Genomic DNA, 17887 nt, shown 5'->3' on the forward strand with positions numbered 1-17887 from the left:
CATCAGCTTTGTTCTACCAGAGAAATACTACACTCAATTTCTATTGTAGCAATAAGGAATTAGGTGCAGCTATTTAGCAATTTATGACTTTATATTAAGAAGCCAACAATGTTGCGTTGTAGATATAATTGTAACCACCAGGAGAAACCGCTGATGAAGAAGTTATATTTACACGTTTGTTATTACTGCAAGCGTTCAGAAGAAGATGATACAGTGCAGCACCTCTGTAGTCCTGCGCATTCCACCATAACAGATAGTTAAATTTGCCGTTAGGGAATTGCATAGTTACAGTCACTTGTAATTGGTTTTGATCAGGTGCAGCCTGAACTGAAGTTACTGTACCAACAGCGAAATAGTAATTAGGAGTTGGAGAAGTGTTTTCAGGTTTATTTTCTGTTACCGCTTCATTAGAAGAAGGATTTGCATAGTTCATCGTGTTAACCTTTTAATTTAATGTAATTGAAAAATAGAATTTTTTTACCAAAATGTGCAGAACAGTAATTTGTCCGCCGAAGAAATATAAGATAATTGGTAATTGTAATCTATACTAAAAGTTTATCTGTGTTATATAATTATTGATGCTGTTAAAATGTTGCCAATAATATATTTCCTCTAAATGGTTATAATAATCAAAGGTATCACTCTAATCAAAAAATAATATTGATATTTATTTCGTGCCGTTGAAATGGAAAAATTAATAATCTGTTCCAATAGGCATTATTTATGCAGGATGTTCTTATAATAGAGTGTGGGTAAGAAATAAGCTGTAGGCATTGAAACGAACAGTCAGTATGTAGTGAATGGTTTAAATTTCTGTTTTCTAGTTAATATTCAGATAAAACATTATGAAATTATTATTATCCTATAATATTTCGCATGGATATATATAACTACAATTTTTGAAATTAATTAATTTGAATCTATTTTAATGTTAATAGTGCCTGGGCATATGATATTTTATTAATAATTATATATTGCGAATGTTATTGATGTAATTACATATGTTGTTAATTGTTCACAGTGTACAATAATGGGATATTGTTATGCCTTGTTTTTTTAAGATTGAGTAGGGGCTGTGTTCTATCCTAAAGGTGGTTTTTATAAGAAATGTTTTCGAACGAAATTAAATTTTTATAATAATATATTGATGTTGTCTGTTTGAAATAGATAACTGGTTAATTAATTATAATTTTTTGGAGTTTTATTTTATATTATTTTTATGCATTTATATTTTTATATTAAATACAACCAGGCAGGCAGAGCGTTAATATTACGCTCTGCCTCAAATAGGGTAAAATGTGCTGTTGTAAAAGTCAGCTTCATTATACCACAGAAATGTTGTGCCAAACTCCTATCACAAAAGTACTGTATGTTGCGATTAATGAAACCGCTTCAATCAGATTGCGTTTCTATTAGGAATCTATTATTTGGCTCAAGCATTTCACAGGCGATTATTTTACATAGAGATTTCTACGCAATTAATATAATCGCAACCGAGAGGACCAACTTTTCCTACGGTTCCTATTTTCACATCTTTCTTCGCGCAAAGTGCTTCCATTAGGACTTTATAAATCGCCATGCCTCTATTATCTAGCAGATTCCATTTTAAAAGCATTTCTTCAGATGTGCCATCAAGCATTAATACAGTCACCATGACTTGCATAACTTTGTCTGGCATAACTTTCATTGCAATGACTTTACAGCTACGTAACATTACGTCGTCTACCATATCTTTGTCTTTGATTAAAGAAGGATGCATGTCGTTAATCATAATATAAACTCCAAAATATAAATTAATTAATAAATGACTTATATTGTCTCTGAATAATTAACGGAAAACCGTTTGTTTGAGAAATATAAGGTGGTTGGTACTTCTACTATAAAAGCAATCTACATAAGAAATTTTTTTCGCACTAAAAATATAGGACAGTTAACATTTTTAATTGGCATATAACATTTTCTCTAACACATATAACTATAGGTGCCATTTATAGGTTGTCAAATAAATTTGAAAAAATAATGTAATTAATTGATAAATAGAGTTATATTGCTAAAAATAGAAAATAAATTGTCAACGGGAGAAATATAAAATAATTGGGATTTTCTATGTTTCATATAATTAGATTAAATTAAAATGTTATTGGTAATTTATTTATTTTGAATGATTAGCTTGGTAATTAAAAATTTAAATTATATTTTTGATTGTTGTAAATAAATATGGTTAATTTATTTGTTTGAAATTTATATAAATATTAATGTAAATGAGATGTTGTGTGTGTTTTTTATAAAAAAAAACTTTTCTTTATGAAGTATTGGTCTATTCTATAAAAAACTCAATAGTAAATAAAATAGCCATGCAAATAACTATTTCAATATTAAGACTAAATTTTTTTGGGGTAATTTTCTATTTATCAATAGAAGAATGTTATTAGAAATAGAATAATTAGAATTCATTATTCTATTGAATATAGATGTAGATTGCTTATTTTGGATAGAGAGTTAATACAGGCATTTAGTGCTTTAGCATTAATACATTTAAGATAATTATGGGGAGGCAGTGATAAACTGACATGACAATATAGTGTTGAACCGTTGTTGGAAAAATAATTATCGTTTTCTAATGGGCGTATAGGCTCATTGTTCTATGATGAAAAGGTGGTTATATGTCATATCTTGATCCGTTGGCGCTTTCTATCCGTTTTGGAAATCGCAATAATTTAGGTGCTGACAAGCGATGGACGGATAAACCTAATCCTCTCCGTATGCTTAATCAGGAGCAATTTACTTACATTTATGAGGATAGTCTGCACTTTCTTTATGGTCGATATAGATTCAACCCAAGTAATGGACACGATAGTATTTTGACCGATATGCAAGTGTCAAAAATCAAGACCGGGAAATATATTGATCAATATGGTCATGATGAACAGTATGAGGTTCTTGGTCTCCTTGGTGGCATGGGAATATTTCCTTTACATTCAATATTTGGTACGTTCAGAACAGAAGAAATCGATCTGATTAGTTACTATTTTTATATTGCAGCTGTATTGACGGAAAATTATTCCGTTCATAATCGTTATTTTTACCAAGGTTATCCAATGGGGCCGAATAACGATGAGGGGTTAGATTATCTTCTTATGTGGAACGCGGTTGATGTCATTCCACCACCATATAAACCGGGTTTACCACGATATTTCCCTCTGATTAACGGCTATATTCTCTTCCCTTCAGCAACCGAGGCTGTAGTTATCTCTAATATTCCTACCGATGCCAGGTTTATCCGTCTGGAAGAGACAGGCTATAGGTTTCCTTTTACCGGGGAGATTGCGACCAAGACGCCTTATATCCTGACAGATAAGTTGCGGCAACAATGGGACGAAGAAGAGGAGCAGGGGGCGCCAATAGATGAACGTGGATATTTTAACGAGGACGATCTGTGGCAATATGATGAACAGCAAGGGGATTGGGTGAAGTGGAGGGAAGCTTAAATTTTTCCACCGGTTAGTTCATGTCATTATTCGGTTGCTGTTCGTTTAAAGAGAACAGCAACCAAGTCATGTTTATCTATGCAAACAGTGAATAGAGGACTGCGGAAATAGCCACCAATCCCATAAAGATGACAAATAGGTTACTTAGCTTGCCGCCATATTTGCGCATTGCAGGCACTTTGCGGATTGCATACATTGGCATAATGAACAGCAGCATTGCGATAACAGGACCGCCCAATCTTTCGATCATTTCCAAAATACTTGGGTTCAGAGTCGCAACAATCCAAGTCGTGACTAACATGAAAATTGACGTGATACGATTCAGCTTTTTAGGCTCAATAGTTTTGCCTTGGTCACGCAATGTCTTAACAACCATACCATTAAAACCTTCACGCGCTCCCAGATAATGACCAAGGAAAGATTTGGTAATGGCGATGAATGCAATAAATGGAGCAATGTAGGCAATCACTGGTGTATTAAAGTGGTTAGCCAGATAAGAGAGGATAGAAATATTTTGTGCTTTGGCTTCCGCTAGATTTTCTGGAGACAGGCTCAATACGCAACTAAATACGAAGAACATCACGGTGACAACCATCATGATATGGGCGTAAGCCAAAATGCGGGAGCATTTTTTCTCAGCATTCTCACCGTACTCTTCACGTTTTGCCACGGCAAACGCCGAGATAATTGGCGAGTGGTTGAAGGAGAATACCATTACCGGGATTGCCAACCATAGCGTAATAAGCAGCCCATGACTTGCACCTGATGCAGAGACGCTGATATTTTCAAAGATTGCGGTGTTCCAGTTAGGGATCAGATAGAACGCCAGCAGCATCAAAACAGCAACAAATGGGAATACCAGCACACTCATCGCCTTAACAATAGCCTGTTCACCGAAACGAACGATGGTCATTATACCAATAATTAGGATCAGAGCCAGCAGGGCGCGAGGAGGTGATGGCAAATGTAATTGGTGAACAATAAAGCTGTCTACGGTGTTGGTAATAGCAACGCTGTAAACCAACAGAATCGGGTAGATAGCGAAGAAGTAGAGCAGGGTGATAAGTTTACCTGCCAGGTTGCCAAAGTGCTCTTCTACGACTTCGGTAATATCTTCACCTGGGTTTTTACCCGATAGAACGAAACGACACATCCCGCGATGGGCGAAAAAAGTCATTGGGAAAGCCAGTAGTGCCATCACCAGAAGAGGCAGCAGGCCGCCAATACCAGCGTTGATAGGTAAGAATAATACACCGGCGCCAATCGCGGTGCCGTATAAGCCAAGCATCCATACTGTATCTGATTTACGCCAGGTTTTATAATCGCTTGGGCTGGTCGCCTGCGATGCGATTGTACCTGTTTGAGTCATATCCATAGTTATCTCCGAGAATAACGCGGTAAATTAAAAAACGAAATTACAATGCCGCAAGTATGCAATAAATGCAAATACATGTGGCCTAACTCTTTCTTTATAAAAAATAAATTCTTTAAATATCTTTGGTGTTTATTTAAACGTTTTTATTACCACATTAACATCTTGGTCGAAAATTGGACTTTGAATTAACAAGCCAAAATTTTCGCTTTACTTTCTTTTTTGAAAGAAAGTCTGGAAATTTTAAGACCAGACTTTTGATAGCGGCAAGATAGCGATTTTTAGTGAATAGTACCGTGATCATAGTCTCAAATGCGGAATATATCTCGAAAAGTCATCATGTTGCGAGATTTAGTGTAATTGTTGCCTAAATATTGCGAATTTTAACGAGGTCAAATTATAACCTCAATTTTCCTATTACTCAACTCTCATTATTATCTTATGTTTTTGTTATTCTCCATCCATTTGTTTATATATTAATGAATAAAAATGGCAAATAGAAGGTATGGTTAATAAATTGATAAATATCAATTTGTTACCGAATTTTAAAAATAGCTATCTCTGATGTCATGTTTGTATTTTTGTGAAAGATATATATAAAACTAGGATAATGGATTAATGGCATCAATAATATGCATGAAAGATGTACTCGCTATCCTTTGATCAAGTTTTAATAATCTCCTTCGTTATATATCTATTTACATAGTGATTTATACAGATTTATTGATTTATATGAAAATCGTTGGACTGAATTTAAGCGCAAATAAATGTTAAAATAGGGTACAGAATATTACCCCGCTGGTTAACTCATGTTCATTTTGGCATGTAAAGTTTAGCCAATGATTTCTAATAAAAAGACCTTGATTGGAATAGGGTTTGTTTATCCCAAGTCACTAAGTTGCATTTATGTTACTAGCTTTTTATCCAGCCTTTACGGATAGGAAAAGCGCAGCAACGTTGGTACAGGCTGTTCAATCTTTTTTGTAAACTTTCACCAGACAGGCTCCATATTATTTGCGCAAAAGCGCATCCCATTAGGCTGACGATAAATGCCCCGACCATATCCATCGGCCAATGAACGCCTAAATAGATTCTGGCCCATGCGATAGCCAGTGCAATTGCCATCATACATAAGCCTGGCCAAATTCTATACCAGAATAGAAAGGATAAAGCGAAAGTGAAGACAGCTGTTCCGTGGTGACTTGGGAATGAGGTTGTTGGTGCGTGAGGCAGAAAGTTATAACCAAAACCTTCTGCGAAAGGGCGGTCGTGAGGGCAGAGTAAACCGATACAGTATGAGGTTAGCATGGCAAAACAGAAGGCAATGGTGGTTTTACTGACGATAACCCGATGATAAGGGAGAGTACGCTCTGAACCCCAGCACCAGAAACTAACCAATGTTAGAGGAAAAATAAGAACCAGATATTTTGCAATGAACACCGCTATTGCAATCATGGCTGGTGATGATTCAGGTGTAGCATTGAAAAAAGTAAACAGATCATGATTTATTTGTTCTAACAAATCGGGCCTCACATATAGTCACTTATGTACATCACGATAGTCGGACGCAAGAGAGTAAAGTTGGCCGACTTGTGAGTAAAGCGTAATTGTTGGTGTTATTTATGTTTGGTTTATATTTCCGTCAAGGAAACATCTGGCGGTTATCATGACAAAAACTAAGTAACTTATTGATATATGTGGTGATAACCTCTGGATTATTGAAGTAATAGTACAAGTGGTTGATAGTTTGAGCATCTGTAGAATCGGTTATATGTTTATGAGAGGCATGTTCTTCAAGCGATAAAAAAACCCGATAGTCTTAAACCAAAATGGATGACTATCGGGTTCCTCAATATTGGGATATCAAAGAAAAGCAGTGGCATTAACTCAGACTACGACTTGGCAAGAAAGTTCTTCGTGATAAGAAAAAAAATCAGATTTTTTTTCAGTTTGATGAAAATAACATTTTTTGCACAAATCAACCGAGTCCACTACGGCTAATAATCAACGGCGATTTTTACCACAACAAAGCAGAGCGGGAAGTCCGATTATTGTAGCAGTTGGTGTTCCTTCACGTATGCTTCGAAGTTTGTGTAGCCGCCAATATGTTGCTCGTCAACGAAAATCTGTGGCACAGTTTTTACGGGTTTGCCAACTGTTTTTTCTAGATCGGCTTTAGTAATACCTTCTGCGTGAATATCAACATAACGGAAGTTAAAGTCATCACGTTGCTCTTTTAGTCGTTCCACCAGCTCTTTCGCGCGGACACAGTATGGGCAGCCAGGATGACCGAAAATCACAGTAAACATATAAACTCCTCTTGGTTATATTAAAATAATGCGGTTTGATGTGTTGTTCATGCTTATTTGATCGCTACTATGCCTGTATAGATCTGTAAAAAAAAGTAGAAATTGCCTTTTGTTTTAATTCAACATACCAATTTTGGTAACAGAGTTTCCGGTAGTATAATGCAGCATCAGATTGTTAAAGAGGATGTGATGAAAAGTCGTCAAGGCAGTATGAGTTCATTGGCAGATATGCCAAAACAGGTTATCCTGCTAGAAATTGTCGGCATTGGCTGCTTGCTCCTGGCATATTTGACTATTAATGATATTGTCGTCTTAACAGATTTACTAATGACGCCAGAAGCACATGTTGTTATGATTTTCACCGGCGTGGGTTGTTTGGTCCCCGCTGCGGTTAATATCATTTGGCGTGCAGTGTGTGGTCTCTCTTTTCTGGGAATTGATCATAAAAAAGAGAGTAAAAATAAGGCAGAAGGTAGTGATAACGGTAGATAAAAATAATTTATCAGTTATTGGTGATAGCGCGATAAAGAATTATTTCGTAAGCTATAGCGCTTTTTCATTTTCCGTTGTATGGGGTTGTTAGATGAGTTCACTTGTCATTCCTGACTTATCGGTATTGCGTGAGTGGTTGGATCAGCTCAAAATTTCTTACTTTGAGTGCGATTCATGCCAAGCGCTGCATCTACCTCATATGCAGAATATTGATGGTTTATTTGATGCTAAAATTGATTTGTTAGACAATGTAATCTTGTTTTCTGCATTGGCAGAAGTTAAACCAACCGCCATTATTCCTCTGATGGCTAATCTAAGCCAGATTAATGCCAGTTCCCTGACAATCAAAGCTTTTCTTGATATTCAGGATGAAAATTTACCGAAATTGGTGGTGTGTCAATCTTTCCTTATTTCAGCCGGGCTGACTTTTTCCCAGTTTTCTCATTTCTTGCAACAAAGCGAAGAGCAGATTGCAGGTGTGATTTTTGAAATTCACAGTAATAACTTGCTGTATATTAATCGTGATATCGAAATTGAGGGTGACATTGAAGAGGAAGAAGAAGCACAAGCTTCTGCTAAAGCGCCGACTTTTACTTTGCACTAATATTTCCAACACGGTTATCCTACAATGCAATGTACGCATTATTCTGCGGGGCATTGTCACTCTTGTCAGTGGCTTGAAAAACCCTATTCTCAGCAGTTAGAAGATAAACAGCAGAATCTAAAACAGTTATTATCTCAAGCCCTTGTGAATCAATGGTTGCCTCCAATCGCCAGCCAATCAGACTCCTTTCGTAACAAAGCCAAAATGGTCGTCAGTGGCAGTGTAGAACGCCCATTACTAGGTATATTGCATCGTGATGGCACGGCGGTTGATCTGTGTAATTGTCCCCTCTATCCAGCGCATTTTCAGCCTGTATTCGATGTTGTTAAATCGTTCATTGCTTATGCCGGGTTGACGCCGTATAACGTTGCTCGTAAGCGGGGTGAACTAAAATATTTGTTGCTGACAGAAAGCCGTCATAGCGGTGAAATGATGTTGCGTTTTGTACTGCGTTCTGAAACGAAGATTGCTCAATTGGAGCGTGCCTTACCTCGGTTGCGTGAGCAATTGCCGCAGCTTACGGTGATCTCTGCTAATATTCAGCCGATCCATATGGCGATCTTAGAGGGAGAAAAAGAGCTCCTATTTACTGAGCAAAAAGCGCTTAAGGAACAGTTCAATGGCATTCCTCTTTACATCCGTCCCCATAGCTTTTTCCAGACTAACCCGAAAATGGCTTCTGAATTGTATGCAACAGCAGGGCGTTGGGTTCGTGAATTGAAAATCAGTAGCATGTGGGATCTATTTTGTGGTGTTGGCGGTTTTGGTCTGCATTGCGCAGATAAAAACACCTGTTTAACCGGAATCGAAATCAGCCCCGAAGCCATTGATTGCGCCCGTGATTCGGCAAAAATACTGGGTTTGGAAAATATCGAGTTTCAAGCTTTGGACTCGACAAATTTCGCCGTGGTGAAAGAGCAAATTCCGCAATTGGTTTTGGTAAACCCACCTCGTCGGGGAATTGGTAAAGCGTTGTGCGATTATCTCAGTAAAATGGCGCCGGATTATATTCTTTACTCAAGCTGTAACGCTCAGACAATGGCGAAAGATATTGCGGCACTAGCCAACTATCGTGTAGAAAAGACACAGTTGTTTGATATGTTCCCCCATACCGAGCATTACGAAGTTTTAACGTTATTGAAATTAAATCGCGATTAAATAATCAAAGAATATGTGGGGAATGGGGGTTCTATAAGAACCGCCCTATCCCGTTTAGTTATGGCGCTCAAAAGCGAGTGCTCGGCGTTCAATTATCCGCATCAGCAAAGTCAGGATGCCGTTAACACATAGATAAATTATCCCTGCGGCGATAAAAGCCATCACATCATAATTACGGCCAAATAGAAGCTGACTGTATCCCATGACTTCCAGCAAAGTAATCGTACTTGCGAGAGAGGTACTCTTGAAAATCAATACAACTTCGTTGGAATAGGAAGATAACGCCCGTTTAAAAGCATAGGGCAGCAGTATTCGCATAGATTGTGCTTTAGACATGCCCAACGCTTGACAGGATTGCCACTGACCGGCAGGAATTGCCTTCACTGCGCCATAGAATAGCAGAGTAGAATATGCCGCACTGTTAAGCGCCAGCGTTACCATTGCGCACAACCAAGGCTCAGACAGTAACTGCCAAAGCCACGGGTACGCTTTTATGGTTGGAAATTGTCCGGGGCCGTAATAAATCAGAAAGAACTGCACCAGCAAAGGCGTACCGGTGAACAGAGTAATGTAGGTTTTTACCAGTTGTGTCAGTACCGGCAATTTCATGGTCAGAACCATAGTGAACAGAACGGACATCATGAAAGCAACAAAAAGCGCTGTAACGGTCAGACTCAGACTGGTTGTCAACCCTGGCAAAATTTGTTGAATATACTCAAGCATCAGGAAACACTCCGATCAAAGCGGGTGGTATGCATCTCAATTTTCTTTAGAATAAATTGACTGAGTAGAGTAATAGCCAGATAGATCAGCGCCACAATCATATACCAGGTAAAAGGCTCCTGAGTGCGTGTGGCAATACTTTTGGTTTGTTGCATCAGATCATTCACACTGATAAGCGATACCAGCGCGGTATCTTTCAACAAAACTAACCACTGGTTGCCTAGCCCTGGTAGAGCATGTCGCCACATTTGGGGCATGATCAGGCGGAAAAATATTTCAGCGCGACCAAGACCTAGTGCTTGACCTGCTTCCCATTGACCGGTAGGAATGGCTTTTATCGCACCACGGAGTGTCTGGGATGCATAGGCAGAGTAGAGCAGGGACAGTGCAATGACGCCACAAAGGAATGGGCTGACATAAAAGTCTTGAATATCTATCTGAATCCTGGGATGCCAGAAGATAAGATAAACATCAAAGCCATCAGCCAGTATCATGAGAAGTTGTGACGCGCCGAAGTAGACGAATAGCACGACCAAAATTTCCGGCAATCCTCTGAACAGAGTGACCCAACAAGTGCCAAGTATGGCAAAGGGTTTCCAACGGGCTGATTCCCAGGCAGCAAATAGCATGGCTAAAATCAGGCCAAGCACTAATGCGGATACGGCAAGGCCGACGGTGATGCCGGCGGCGCTTGTTAGAGATTGGAATTCATTCATGGAGATTTAGCTACTTATTTAAACCATTTTTTATAGATGATGTCATAAGTGCCATCTCGTTTAATGTCAGCGAGAGCTTTATTCAGCTTATCTTGTAGCTCTTTGTTACCCTTACGAACAGCAATACCTAAACCGATACCAAAGTAATTTTTGTCGGTGACTTTGTTACCGATGGTATTTAAATTTTCATTCTTTTTCAGCCACTCGTTAACAACGGCAGTATCACCGAAAACGGCGTCCAGACGGCCGTTTTTTAGATCTAGAATCGCATTTTGATAGCTGTCATAAGGAACGGTTTTAATCTCTTTTCGTTGTTCCATCAGATACTTCTGGTGAGTTGTCCCATTCTGTATACCCACAAGTTTGCCTTTCAGCTCTGCGACGCTGGAGACTTTACCTTTAACGGAAATAAAAACCGCTGAGTTGTCGTAATAAGTGTTAGTAAAATCAACCTGCTTTTGGCGTTCAGGAGTGATGTCAATACCGGCGGCTAAAGCATCGAAGCGACGAAATTTCAGACTGGGGATCAGGCTGTCAAAGGATTGGTTAGTGAAGGTACATGTTGCATTAATTTTCTCACAGAGAGCATTGGCCAGATCGACATCAAAACCCTGAATTTTATTATTTTCATCGATGAACTCAAACGGAGGATAAGTGGCTTCTGTAGCAAAACGAATGGTCTCTTTTTCCGTGGCGGTTGCAGATAAAGTTACTGTGCCTAAGAGGGCTGCAAAAAGTAGTTTTTTCATCGCTATATCCTATTAATAGTTAGTGTGATAGATAATTAGCAAAGGCTTTGGTTTGTGGTTGGGTAAAGTGGCTGGTGTCACCTTGTTCTACAATGCGGCCGTTTTCCATATATACGACACGGCTTGCGGCCTTGCGGGCGATTTCCACTTCATGGGTAACGATAATCTGTGTAATGCCCGTTGCAGATAATTCATGGATGATGTTAACAACTTGTGCTGTGATTTCTGGGTCCAGTGCTGCGGTTGGTTCATCAAATAATAAAACTTGGGGTTCCATCATTAATGCCCGTGCGATAGCAACCCGTTGCTGTTGTCCTCCAGATAAATGTTGTGGGAAGCGGCCGGCAAAATCATCTAAGCGCAAACGGGAAAGGAGCTTATTCGCTTTTTCCTGTGCCTGTTGCTTGGATAAACTTAATACGCGACAAGGTGCTTCGATCAGGTTATCCATAACAGTAAGATGCGGCCATAAGTGATATTGCTGAAAGACCATACCTACATTCTGGCGTAGAGAACGAATCTCCTTTGTTCCTGGCGTTTGCTCGAAATTGAATTGATGATTAGCAATATGTAACTGGCCGGATCGTGGTATTTCCAGCAGGTTTAATACTCGCAACAACGTACTTTTACCCGCGCCACTTGGCCCTAGCAAAACCATCGTTTCCCCTGGAGAACACTCAAGATTAATATCAAACAGTGCTTGATGGGCACCGTAATAACAATCAATGTTTTTTAATTGAATACTCATGCTTTAATTCTGAATAGTCAGTGGTTTAGTCCGATGCTAAACCCACTAGCATAATTATGCAACATCTTATGCACAGAATATTATTAATTTATATTTCAATTACATGCCTGATTAACGCGTTCTATTTTCTCCTTGTGCGATTTTACAACAAAAGCTTATTTATTCTATTACCGTACTGAGGAAAGATGAAGCGTCCGAACCGTTATTTATGACATCAAGTATTAATTGTGGCTCAAATTCTGGTTAAGTAAAGAATGCCATCAGTAAGGGCGCTAGCAAACTCAGCACAAAACCGTGGACTATCGCTGCCGGGACGATACTGACTCCACCACACCGTTGTAATATCGGCAAGGTGAAATCCATAGAAGTCGCACCGCTTAACCCTAGTACGCTTGAGCGATATCGGTCGATAAAAACAGGAATTAGCATAATTACTGCTAGCTCACGCGCCAGGTCATTAAAGAATGCGGCACTGCCGATTACCGGCCCGTAAGCATCAGAAAGTAAGATACCAGACAGGGAATACCAGCCGTAGCCGGAAGCCAATGCTAAACCTGTTTTCACTGGCAGCCCAAGGATAAGTGCCGCAATCGCACCGCCGGCAAGTGCACTGGTCGCGACAATAATTGCAATAATCATACCTCGGCGGTTCAGCAATATTTGTTTCAGGTTCATACCGCTGTTACGTAATTGAATACCGACAAATAATAGTAAAACGACTAAGGCAATTTCACTAGCATGATTGGAGAAGCGTAGCCATGACCAGCCAGTGAGTCCAAATAGGAAACCTAAAATCAGCACGCCACATAATTTCAGTGATTCAAAAATCATATGCAAACGGGAAGGGGGTTTTTCTTGTTTATGTGGACTAATAACCCAAGGATCGCATTTTTCAAGAAGGAATAGTGCTAGCATATTAGCTGTAAAAATACATAAAAAAAAATGTCATCGCGTATTGAAAGATAGAGAAGAGGTTACGGCCTAAATCGTCCAACAAAGCCAGGCTGGTTCCCATTAAAAACAGAATGACATAGACCATCGCGTTAAGAAGGCGATGAATAGAATTTAATAATGCTTTATTATTCAAATGGATAAGATAGCCTAGCGTTAACGGCAAAAGAATGATCAGCAGCCCAGAGTACATAATTAACATCCTGTAAAACAGTTAATGTCTTTTTATCCAAATCTAGCATAAAAATCGGTTGTAAAGACTTTCAAAAATGGTTGTAAAGACTATGAAAATAAAAGATAACAATTTTTTTACATTAAGAGAATAGTCAGGATAGAGAGAAGTATGCTGTTGCTCAAAGAATTTTTTATTCTTAAGGTGAGTGTGTTATTAATGAATCGCAACGGGTATAAAATGTAAAAAGAACGGCATCTATCTGGAATGAGTAGAAATCCTCGGTTTTCAAAGTAAAGTATTGCAAGAAAATCAGTTTTTACCATTTCTCTGAATCCAATGCTTAATATGGTGATATTTAAATGAATTTTATTCGTCCGAAACGTCGATGGGTTGTATTGTTAACTATTGTGGCTGTTATCACATTGGTTCTGGGGCATTTTCTGAGTGGGCCAAAAACAATTAAATATCAGACAGTCCCTGTCATTAAAGGCGATTTGGAAAAAAATGTACTGGCAACAGGGAAACTGGATGCGGTCAGGAAAGTGGATGTTGGCGCGCAGGTAAGTGGTCAGTTGCAGAATTTGTATGTTGAAGTGGGCGATAAGGTGACAGAAGGCCAGTTACTGGCTTTGATTGATCCTAAGCCTGCGCAAAACCAGGTTAAAGAAGTTGAAGCCACGATTAGAGAATTGAATGCTGATCTGATAGAAGCCAGGGCACAATTGAAATTGGCGCGGCTTACATTACAGCGTCAAAACAATCTGGCAAAAGTGCAAGCGGTCTCGCTCCAGGAATTGGATCAGGCTAAAACAGACGTTGAAGTGAAAAGAGCGCAGGTAGAAACTTTATTGGCGCAAATCAGTAAAAATCAGGCTAGCCTTGATACTGCTGAGACGAATTTGCAATACACTCGGATTACAGCACCAATGGATGGTATCGTTGTCAATATTAAAACGCTTCAGGGGCAAACAGTCATTGCGGCACAGGAAGCCCCGACCATTCTGACACTGGCTGATTTGGGCACGATGTTGGTAAAAGCGGAAGTATCAGAGGCGGATATTATTTACCTGAAACCAGGTCAGAAAGCTTCTTTTACCGTATTAGGCGCACCGGATAAAAATTTTCCAGGGGTGTTGAAAGATATTTTGCCGACGCCAGAAAAGATTAATGATGCGATTTTCTTCTATGCCCGTTTTGAGGTGGCTAATCCTCAGCAACTTTTACGTTTGCAAATGACTGCACAGGTGAAAATTCAACTTGATTCCCATCGTGATGTGTTAATGATCCCGATCTCTGCTCTGGGTAAACAGATTACGCCAACCCATTATGAGGTGAATATCCTGAATGGAGATAAACAAGAGAAACGAGAAGTGACCATTGGCGTGCGCAATGATGTGAATGTACAAATTCTGTCTGGTCTGAAAGAGCATGAGCAGGTGATTACAGGTCTTAGTGATGCAGCAGGGGATGAGGCATGAATGCATTACTTGAGCTGAAAGGTATAGAACGCAGCTATCCCGCAGGTGAGCAACAGGTAAAAGTACTGGATGATGTTACCTTGTCTATTTACGCCGGTGAGATGGTTGCGATTATCGGCGCGTCAGGCTCGGGTAAATCGACACTGATGAATATTCTTGGTTGTCTTGATCAACCCAGTAACGGTGAATACCGGGTCGCGGGACAGAATGTTGCTGAACTAAATAATGATGAACTAGCAGCGCTGAGACGGGAACATTTTGGCTTTATTTTTCAACGTTATCATTTACTGACTCATTTAACCGCTGAACAGAATGTGGAAATTCCCGCTATTTACGCGGGAGCCGCTAAAGCCGCACGTCGTCAGAGAGCAATAGAGTTGCTTGGTCGTTTAGGGCTTGAAGAGCGAATTGACTATCAGCCAGGGCAGCTCTCAGGCGGACAGCAGCAGAGGGTCAGTATCGCCAGGGCGTTGATGAATGGCGGTCAGGTCATTTTGGCTGATGAACCAACCGGAGCGTTGGATAGCCATTCTGGCGAAGAGGTGATGGCGATCCTCAAACAACTGTGTGAACAAGGGCATACCGTCATTATTGTCACTCATGATTCAAAAATTGCGGCGCAGGCACAGAGGATTATTGAGATCAAAGATGGCCATATTATGAGTGACTCCGGCACACAAGTGAGTAGAAAAGTCACTAAAGCCCCGTCATTAACATCAAAAATATCGTCGATACGCCAGACCTTTGGGCGGTTTAATGAAGCTTTATTCATGGCATGGCGGGCGATGGTTGCCAACAAGATGCGAACTTTACTGACCATGTTGGGGATTATCATTGGTATTGCTTCTGTCGTGACTATTTTGGTTATCGGAGATGCGGCTAGGGCATCGGTGTTATCCGATATTAAAGAGATCGCGACCAACACTATTGATATTTATCCGGGAGAAGATTTTGGCCTTGATGATCCGGTCAATATGCAAGCGCTGAAAATAGAGGATTCAGATGCGATTAAAGCGCAGCCCTATATTTTGGCTGTTTCACCAGAAATTGAGGGACAAATGCGCCTTCGTAAAGGGAACATTGATGTTGCTTCGAGAGTGACTGGCGTTGGTGATGAGTTTTTTCAAGTTTATGCTCTGCGCTTTTCCCAGGGAATGGGGTTCTCATTGGATATGATACGCCGTCAGGGGCAAGTTGTGGTTATTGATGACAATACTCAGCGTAAGCTGTTTCCTCACCAGAAAAATGTGATTGGGGAGGTGATCCTGGTGGGTAATATGCCGGCCACAATTGTGGGAGTGATATCTGATAAGAGAGCTACATTTGGCAGTGGCAAATCATTACATGTCTGGTTGCCTCATAGCACAATGACCAGCCGTCTGATGAACCGAAATTATCTGGATTCAATTACTGTCAGAATAAAGGATGGTTATAACTCTAAGGATATAGAAAAGAAGATTGTTCAGTTGCTCACTTTGCGCCACGGCAAAAAGGATGTTTTCACCTATAACGTGGACATGATGGTAAAAGCGGCGGAAAAAACGGCCCATACTTTACAACTGTTTTTGACGATGGTGGCGGTAATTTCACTGATAGTTGGCGGTATTGGCGTGATGAATATTATGTTAGTTTCGGTGACTGAACGTACAAGAGAGATCGGTATCCGTATGGCAGTAGGCGCCAGAACCAGTGATGTGATGCAGCAGTTTCTGATAGAGGCTATTTTGGTTTGTCTGGTTGGCGGTGTTTTGGGCATTGTACTCTCTTATACGATTGCATTAATTGCTCAACTGGCGCTGCCTGGTTGGCATTTTGTCTTCCAGCCGATAGCCTTACTCAGCGCTTTCGCCTGTTCTACCGCAATTGGCGTGATATTTGGGTTTCTACCTGCCCGTAATGCTGCTCGACTTGATCCGATAGAAGCGTTGGCAAGAGAATAAGCGGAAATGAAATAGTGTTACGCCGCAGGCAATGACCGGCGGCGTGTGAATAATACCTGGTTGTGACCCACAGGCCAGGCTATTTAGCCTTTGGGTTCGTTTTCAAGGGGAACAATAATACTGGCATGATTTCCCTTTGGGCCTTGGTGAACGCTGAAATTCACCTTCTGGCCCGCTTTCAGCGTCCGGTAACCGTCCATCTGAATGGTTGAGTAATGAGCGAATATATCTTCTCCGCCGCTTGCCGGGCAAATAAACCCAAAGCCCTTAGCATTATTGAACCACTTAACAGTGCCTGTCTCCATACTTCTACATCCCTCGTTTAATCATTTCGGTTGAGATGAGCCATTAATATAACAGTTGTAAACAATCACATATAATTAGCTACATTATCTATGTTTGTTCACAAAACATACTGTAGTAAAAATCAAATTCTCGTCAAGCACAGAACAAATGTCTGGTTGTTTTGAATGACTAAAGTTTGATATAGATAACGATATGAGTTTCGTTCATTCACTTTTATGCCGAGTTTTCATAGGGGAATAGTCTGTGGTAAAAGGAGTTGCCCGGAGAATGATAAGATAAACGGCAACATAATTTATTTGCTGGTAGTAGTTGGTATTAGAGATTAATCCTGTTGGGAAAATAATGAACGAGTATCATAACAGTTTGAAAACTAAGGAATCTGTTAAGAGTGAACGACAGCAAAAATTGCAGCCGCCGTCAATGTATCAGGTCATTCTTAACAATGATGATTACACTCCGATGGAGTTTGTAGTTGACGTATTACGAAAGTTCTTTTCTTATGATATTGAACAGGCAACGCAGTTAATGTTGGATGTCCACTATCAAGGGAAAGCTGTTTGTGGGGTTTATACTGCTGAGGTGGCAGAAACTAAAGCGGCTCAGGTAAATATGTATGCCAGGGAGCACGGGCATCCATTACTTTGTACGCTGGAAAAAATCTGACCAGGTATACTGATT

General features: G+C 39.9%; 17 protein-coding genes and 1 pseudogene. 7 read left to right on the top strand and 11 right to left on the bottom strand.

Annotated elements, in window-relative coordinates; translation table 11 throughout:
* Window positions 1-94: 94 nt before the first annotated feature.
* Both C6H66_RS10600 and C6H66_RS10605 read right to left on the bottom strand, forming a co-directional pair.
* Window positions 95-433, bottom strand: a complete 339-nt coding sequence (locus tag C6H66_RS10600) for a hypothetical protein (protein WP_046395500.1) — start codon at window positions 431-433, stop codon at window positions 95-97.
* A gap of 1023 nt (window positions 434-1456) precedes the next feature.
* A complete protein-coding gene (locus C6H66_RS10605; protein WP_036780034.1) occupies window positions 1457-1771 on the bottom strand; it encodes a hypothetical protein in 315 nt (104 codons plus the stop codon).
* An 892-nt stretch (window positions 1772-2663) separates the two neighbouring features.
* On the opposite strand from C6H66_RS10605, the gene C6H66_RS10610 reads away from it, so the two are divergent.
* Window positions 2664-3488: a hypothetical protein gene (locus C6H66_RS10610; protein ID WP_046395499.1), complete on the top strand. Its 825-nt coding sequence runs from the start codon at window positions 2664-2666 to the stop codon at window positions 3486-3488.
* A 76-nt stretch (window positions 3489-3564) separates the two neighbouring features.
* Here the strand turns inward: C6H66_RS10610 and C6H66_RS10615 are convergent, their stop codons facing one another.
* From C6H66_RS10615 to C6H66_RS10625, 3 genes are all read right to left on the bottom strand, one after another.
* On the bottom strand, window positions 3565-4863 hold the full coding sequence (locus C6H66_RS10615) for an HAAAP family serine/threonine permease (RefSeq protein WP_105395579.1): 1299 nt from the start codon (window positions 4861-4863) through the stop codon (window positions 3565-3567).
* A gap of 909 nt (window positions 4864-5772) precedes the next feature.
* Complete coding sequence (gene ybjG / locus C6H66_RS10620; protein WP_105395593.1) at window positions 5773-6381, bottom strand: undecaprenyl-diphosphate phosphatase; 609 nt, start codon at window positions 6379-6381, stop codon at window positions 5773-5775.
* A gap of 527 nt (window positions 6382-6908) precedes the next feature.
* Complete coding sequence (locus tag C6H66_RS10625; protein ID WP_105395580.1) at window positions 6909-7169, bottom strand: GrxA family glutaredoxin; 261 nt, start codon at window positions 7167-7169, stop codon at window positions 6909-6911.
* Between the two features lie 159 nt (window positions 7170-7328).
* On the opposite strand from C6H66_RS10625, the gene C6H66_RS10630 reads away from it, so the two are divergent.
* The 3 genes from C6H66_RS10630 (at window position 7329) to rlmC (ending at window position 9423) form a co-directional block, all read left to right on the top strand.
* Window positions 7329-7661, top strand: a complete 333-nt coding sequence (locus C6H66_RS10630) for a YbjC family protein (RefSeq protein WP_236548213.1) — start codon at window positions 7329-7331, stop codon at window positions 7659-7661.
* 91 nt (window positions 7662-7752) lie between these two features.
* On the top strand, window positions 7753-8265 hold the full coding sequence (locus tag C6H66_RS10635) for a type III secretion system chaperone family protein (protein ID WP_046395495.1): 513 nt from the start codon (window positions 7753-7755) through the stop codon (window positions 8263-8265).
* Window positions 8266-8289: 24 nt separating this feature from the next.
* The gene (gene rlmC / locus C6H66_RS10640) at window positions 8290-9423 is read left to right on the top strand and encodes a 23S rRNA (uracil(747)-C(5))-methyltransferase RlmC (RefSeq protein WP_105395581.1); all 1134 of its coding nucleotides are present in this window, start codon (window positions 8290-8292) and stop codon (window positions 9421-9423) included.
* Window positions 9424-9477: 54 nt separating this feature from the next.
* Here rlmC and artM read toward each other — a convergent pair whose 3' ends face one another.
* The 5 genes and pseudogenes from artM to C6H66_RS10665 all read right to left on the bottom strand — a co-directional run bounded on the left by artM (window position 9478) and on the right by C6H66_RS10665 (window position 13503).
* Window positions 9478-10146: an arginine ABC transporter permease ArtM gene (gene artM, locus C6H66_RS10645; protein ID WP_105395582.1), complete on the bottom strand. Its 669-nt coding sequence runs from the start codon at window positions 10144-10146 to the stop codon at window positions 9478-9480.
* The gene (gene artQ / locus C6H66_RS10650; RefSeq protein ID WP_046395492.1) at window positions 10146-10862 is read right to left on the bottom strand and encodes an arginine ABC transporter permease ArtQ; all 717 of its coding nucleotides are present in this window, start codon (window positions 10860-10862) and stop codon (window positions 10146-10148) included. The genes artM and artQ overlap by 1 nt, the downstream gene beginning before the upstream one ends.
* Before the next feature lie 14 nt (window positions 10863-10876).
* Window positions 10877-11611, bottom strand: coding sequence for an arginine ABC transporter substrate-binding protein (artJ, locus tag C6H66_RS10655; protein ID WP_105395583.1), 735 nt, complete (start codon window positions 11609-11611; stop codon window positions 10877-10879).
* Window positions 11612-11630: 19 nt separating this feature from the next.
* Complete coding sequence (artP, locus tag C6H66_RS10660; RefSeq protein WP_105395584.1) at window positions 11631-12359, bottom strand: arginine ABC transporter ATP-binding protein ArtP; 729 nt, start codon at window positions 12357-12359, stop codon at window positions 11631-11633.
* 243 nt (window positions 12360-12602) lie between these two features.
* Window positions 12603-13503, bottom strand: a pseudogene (locus C6H66_RS10665) (LysO family transporter).
* A 341-nt stretch (window positions 13504-13844) separates the two neighbouring features.
* On the opposite strand from C6H66_RS10665, the gene macA reads away from it, so the two are divergent.
* Window positions 13845-14963: a macrolide transporter subunit MacA gene (gene macA, locus C6H66_RS10670; protein WP_046395488.1), complete on the top strand. Its 1119-nt coding sequence runs from the start codon at window positions 13845-13847 to the stop codon at window positions 14961-14963.
* Window positions 14960-16903, top strand: a complete 1944-nt coding sequence (gene macB, locus C6H66_RS10675) for a macrolide ABC transporter ATP-binding protein/permease MacB (RefSeq protein ID WP_046395487.1) — start codon at window positions 14960-14962, stop codon at window positions 16901-16903. The genes macA and macB overlap by 4 nt, the downstream gene beginning before the upstream one ends.
* Window positions 16904-16986: 83 nt before the next feature.
* Here macB and cspD read toward each other — a convergent pair whose 3' ends face one another.
* Entirely contained in the window at window positions 16987-17208 is a 222-nt protein-coding gene (cspD, locus tag C6H66_RS10680; protein WP_036814644.1) for a cold shock-like protein CspD, read from the bottom strand.
* A gap of 343 nt (window positions 17209-17551) precedes the next feature.
* Between cspD and clpS the strand changes: the two genes are divergently transcribed.
* On the top strand, window positions 17552-17872 hold the full coding sequence (gene clpS, locus C6H66_RS10685; protein ID WP_046395486.1) for an ATP-dependent Clp protease adapter ClpS: 321 nt from the start codon (window positions 17552-17554) through the stop codon (window positions 17870-17872).
* Window positions 17873-17887 lie beyond the last annotated feature (15 nt).

The organism is Photorhabdus hindustanensis (assembly GCF_002968995.1).
Taxonomy (GTDB): domain Bacteria; phylum Pseudomonadota; class Gammaproteobacteria; order Enterobacterales; family Enterobacteriaceae; genus Photorhabdus; species Photorhabdus akhurstii.

Excerpts from the sequence above, each read along its gene's own strand:
- artJ (WP_105395583.1), bottom strand. The coding sequence starts at position 11,611 with ATGAAAAAACTACTTTTTGCAGCCCTCTTAGGCACAGTAACTTTATCT.
- cspD (WP_036814644.1), bottom strand. The coding sequence starts at position 17,208 with ATGGAGACAGGCACTGTTAAGTGGTTCAATAATGCTAAGGGCTTTGGG.
- rlmC (WP_105395581.1), top strand. The coding sequence starts at position 8,290 with ATGCAATGTACGCATTATTCTGCGGGGCATTGTCACTCTTGTCAGTGG.
- C6H66_RS10625 (WP_105395580.1), bottom strand. The coding sequence starts at position 7,169 with ATGTTTACTGTGATTTTCGGTCATCCTGGCTGCCCATACTGTGTCCGC.
- macB (WP_046395487.1), top strand. The coding sequence starts at position 14,960 with ATGAATGCATTACTTGAGCTGAAAGGTATAGAACGCAGCTATCCCGCA.
- artQ (WP_046395492.1), bottom strand. The coding sequence starts at position 10,862 with ATGAATGAATTCCAATCTCTAACAAGCGCCGCCGGCATCACCGTCGGC.
- artM (WP_105395582.1), bottom strand. The coding sequence starts at position 10,146 with ATGCTTGAGTATATTCAACAAATTTTGCCAGGGTTGACAACCAGTCTG.
- C6H66_RS10630 (WP_236548213.1), top strand. The coding sequence starts at position 7,329 with ATGCAGCATCAGATTGTTAAAGAGGATGTGATGAAAAGTCGTCAAGGC.
- C6H66_RS10600 (WP_046395500.1), bottom strand. The coding sequence starts at position 433 with ATGAACTATGCAAATCCTTCTTCTAATGAAGCGGTAACAGAAAATAAA.
- C6H66_RS10605 (WP_036780034.1), bottom strand. The coding sequence starts at position 1,771 with ATGATTAACGACATGCATCCTTCTTTAATCAAAGACAAAGATATGGTA.
- C6H66_RS10615 (WP_105395579.1), bottom strand. The coding sequence starts at position 4,863 with ATGGATATGACTCAAACAGGTACAATCGCATCGCAGGCGACCAGCCCA.
- macA (WP_046395488.1), top strand. The coding sequence starts at position 13,845 with ATGAATTTTATTCGTCCGAAACGTCGATGGGTTGTATTGTTAACTATT.
- C6H66_RS10635 (WP_046395495.1), top strand. The coding sequence starts at position 7,753 with ATGAGTTCACTTGTCATTCCTGACTTATCGGTATTGCGTGAGTGGTTG.
- C6H66_RS10610 (WP_046395499.1), top strand. The coding sequence starts at position 2,664 with ATGTCATATCTTGATCCGTTGGCGCTTTCTATCCGTTTTGGAAATCGC.
- artP (WP_105395584.1), bottom strand. The coding sequence starts at position 12,359 with ATGAGTATTCAATTAAAAAACATTGATTGTTATTACGGTGCCCATCAA.
- clpS (WP_046395486.1), top strand. The coding sequence starts at position 17,552 with ATGAACGAGTATCATAACAGTTTGAAAACTAAGGAATCTGTTAAGAGT.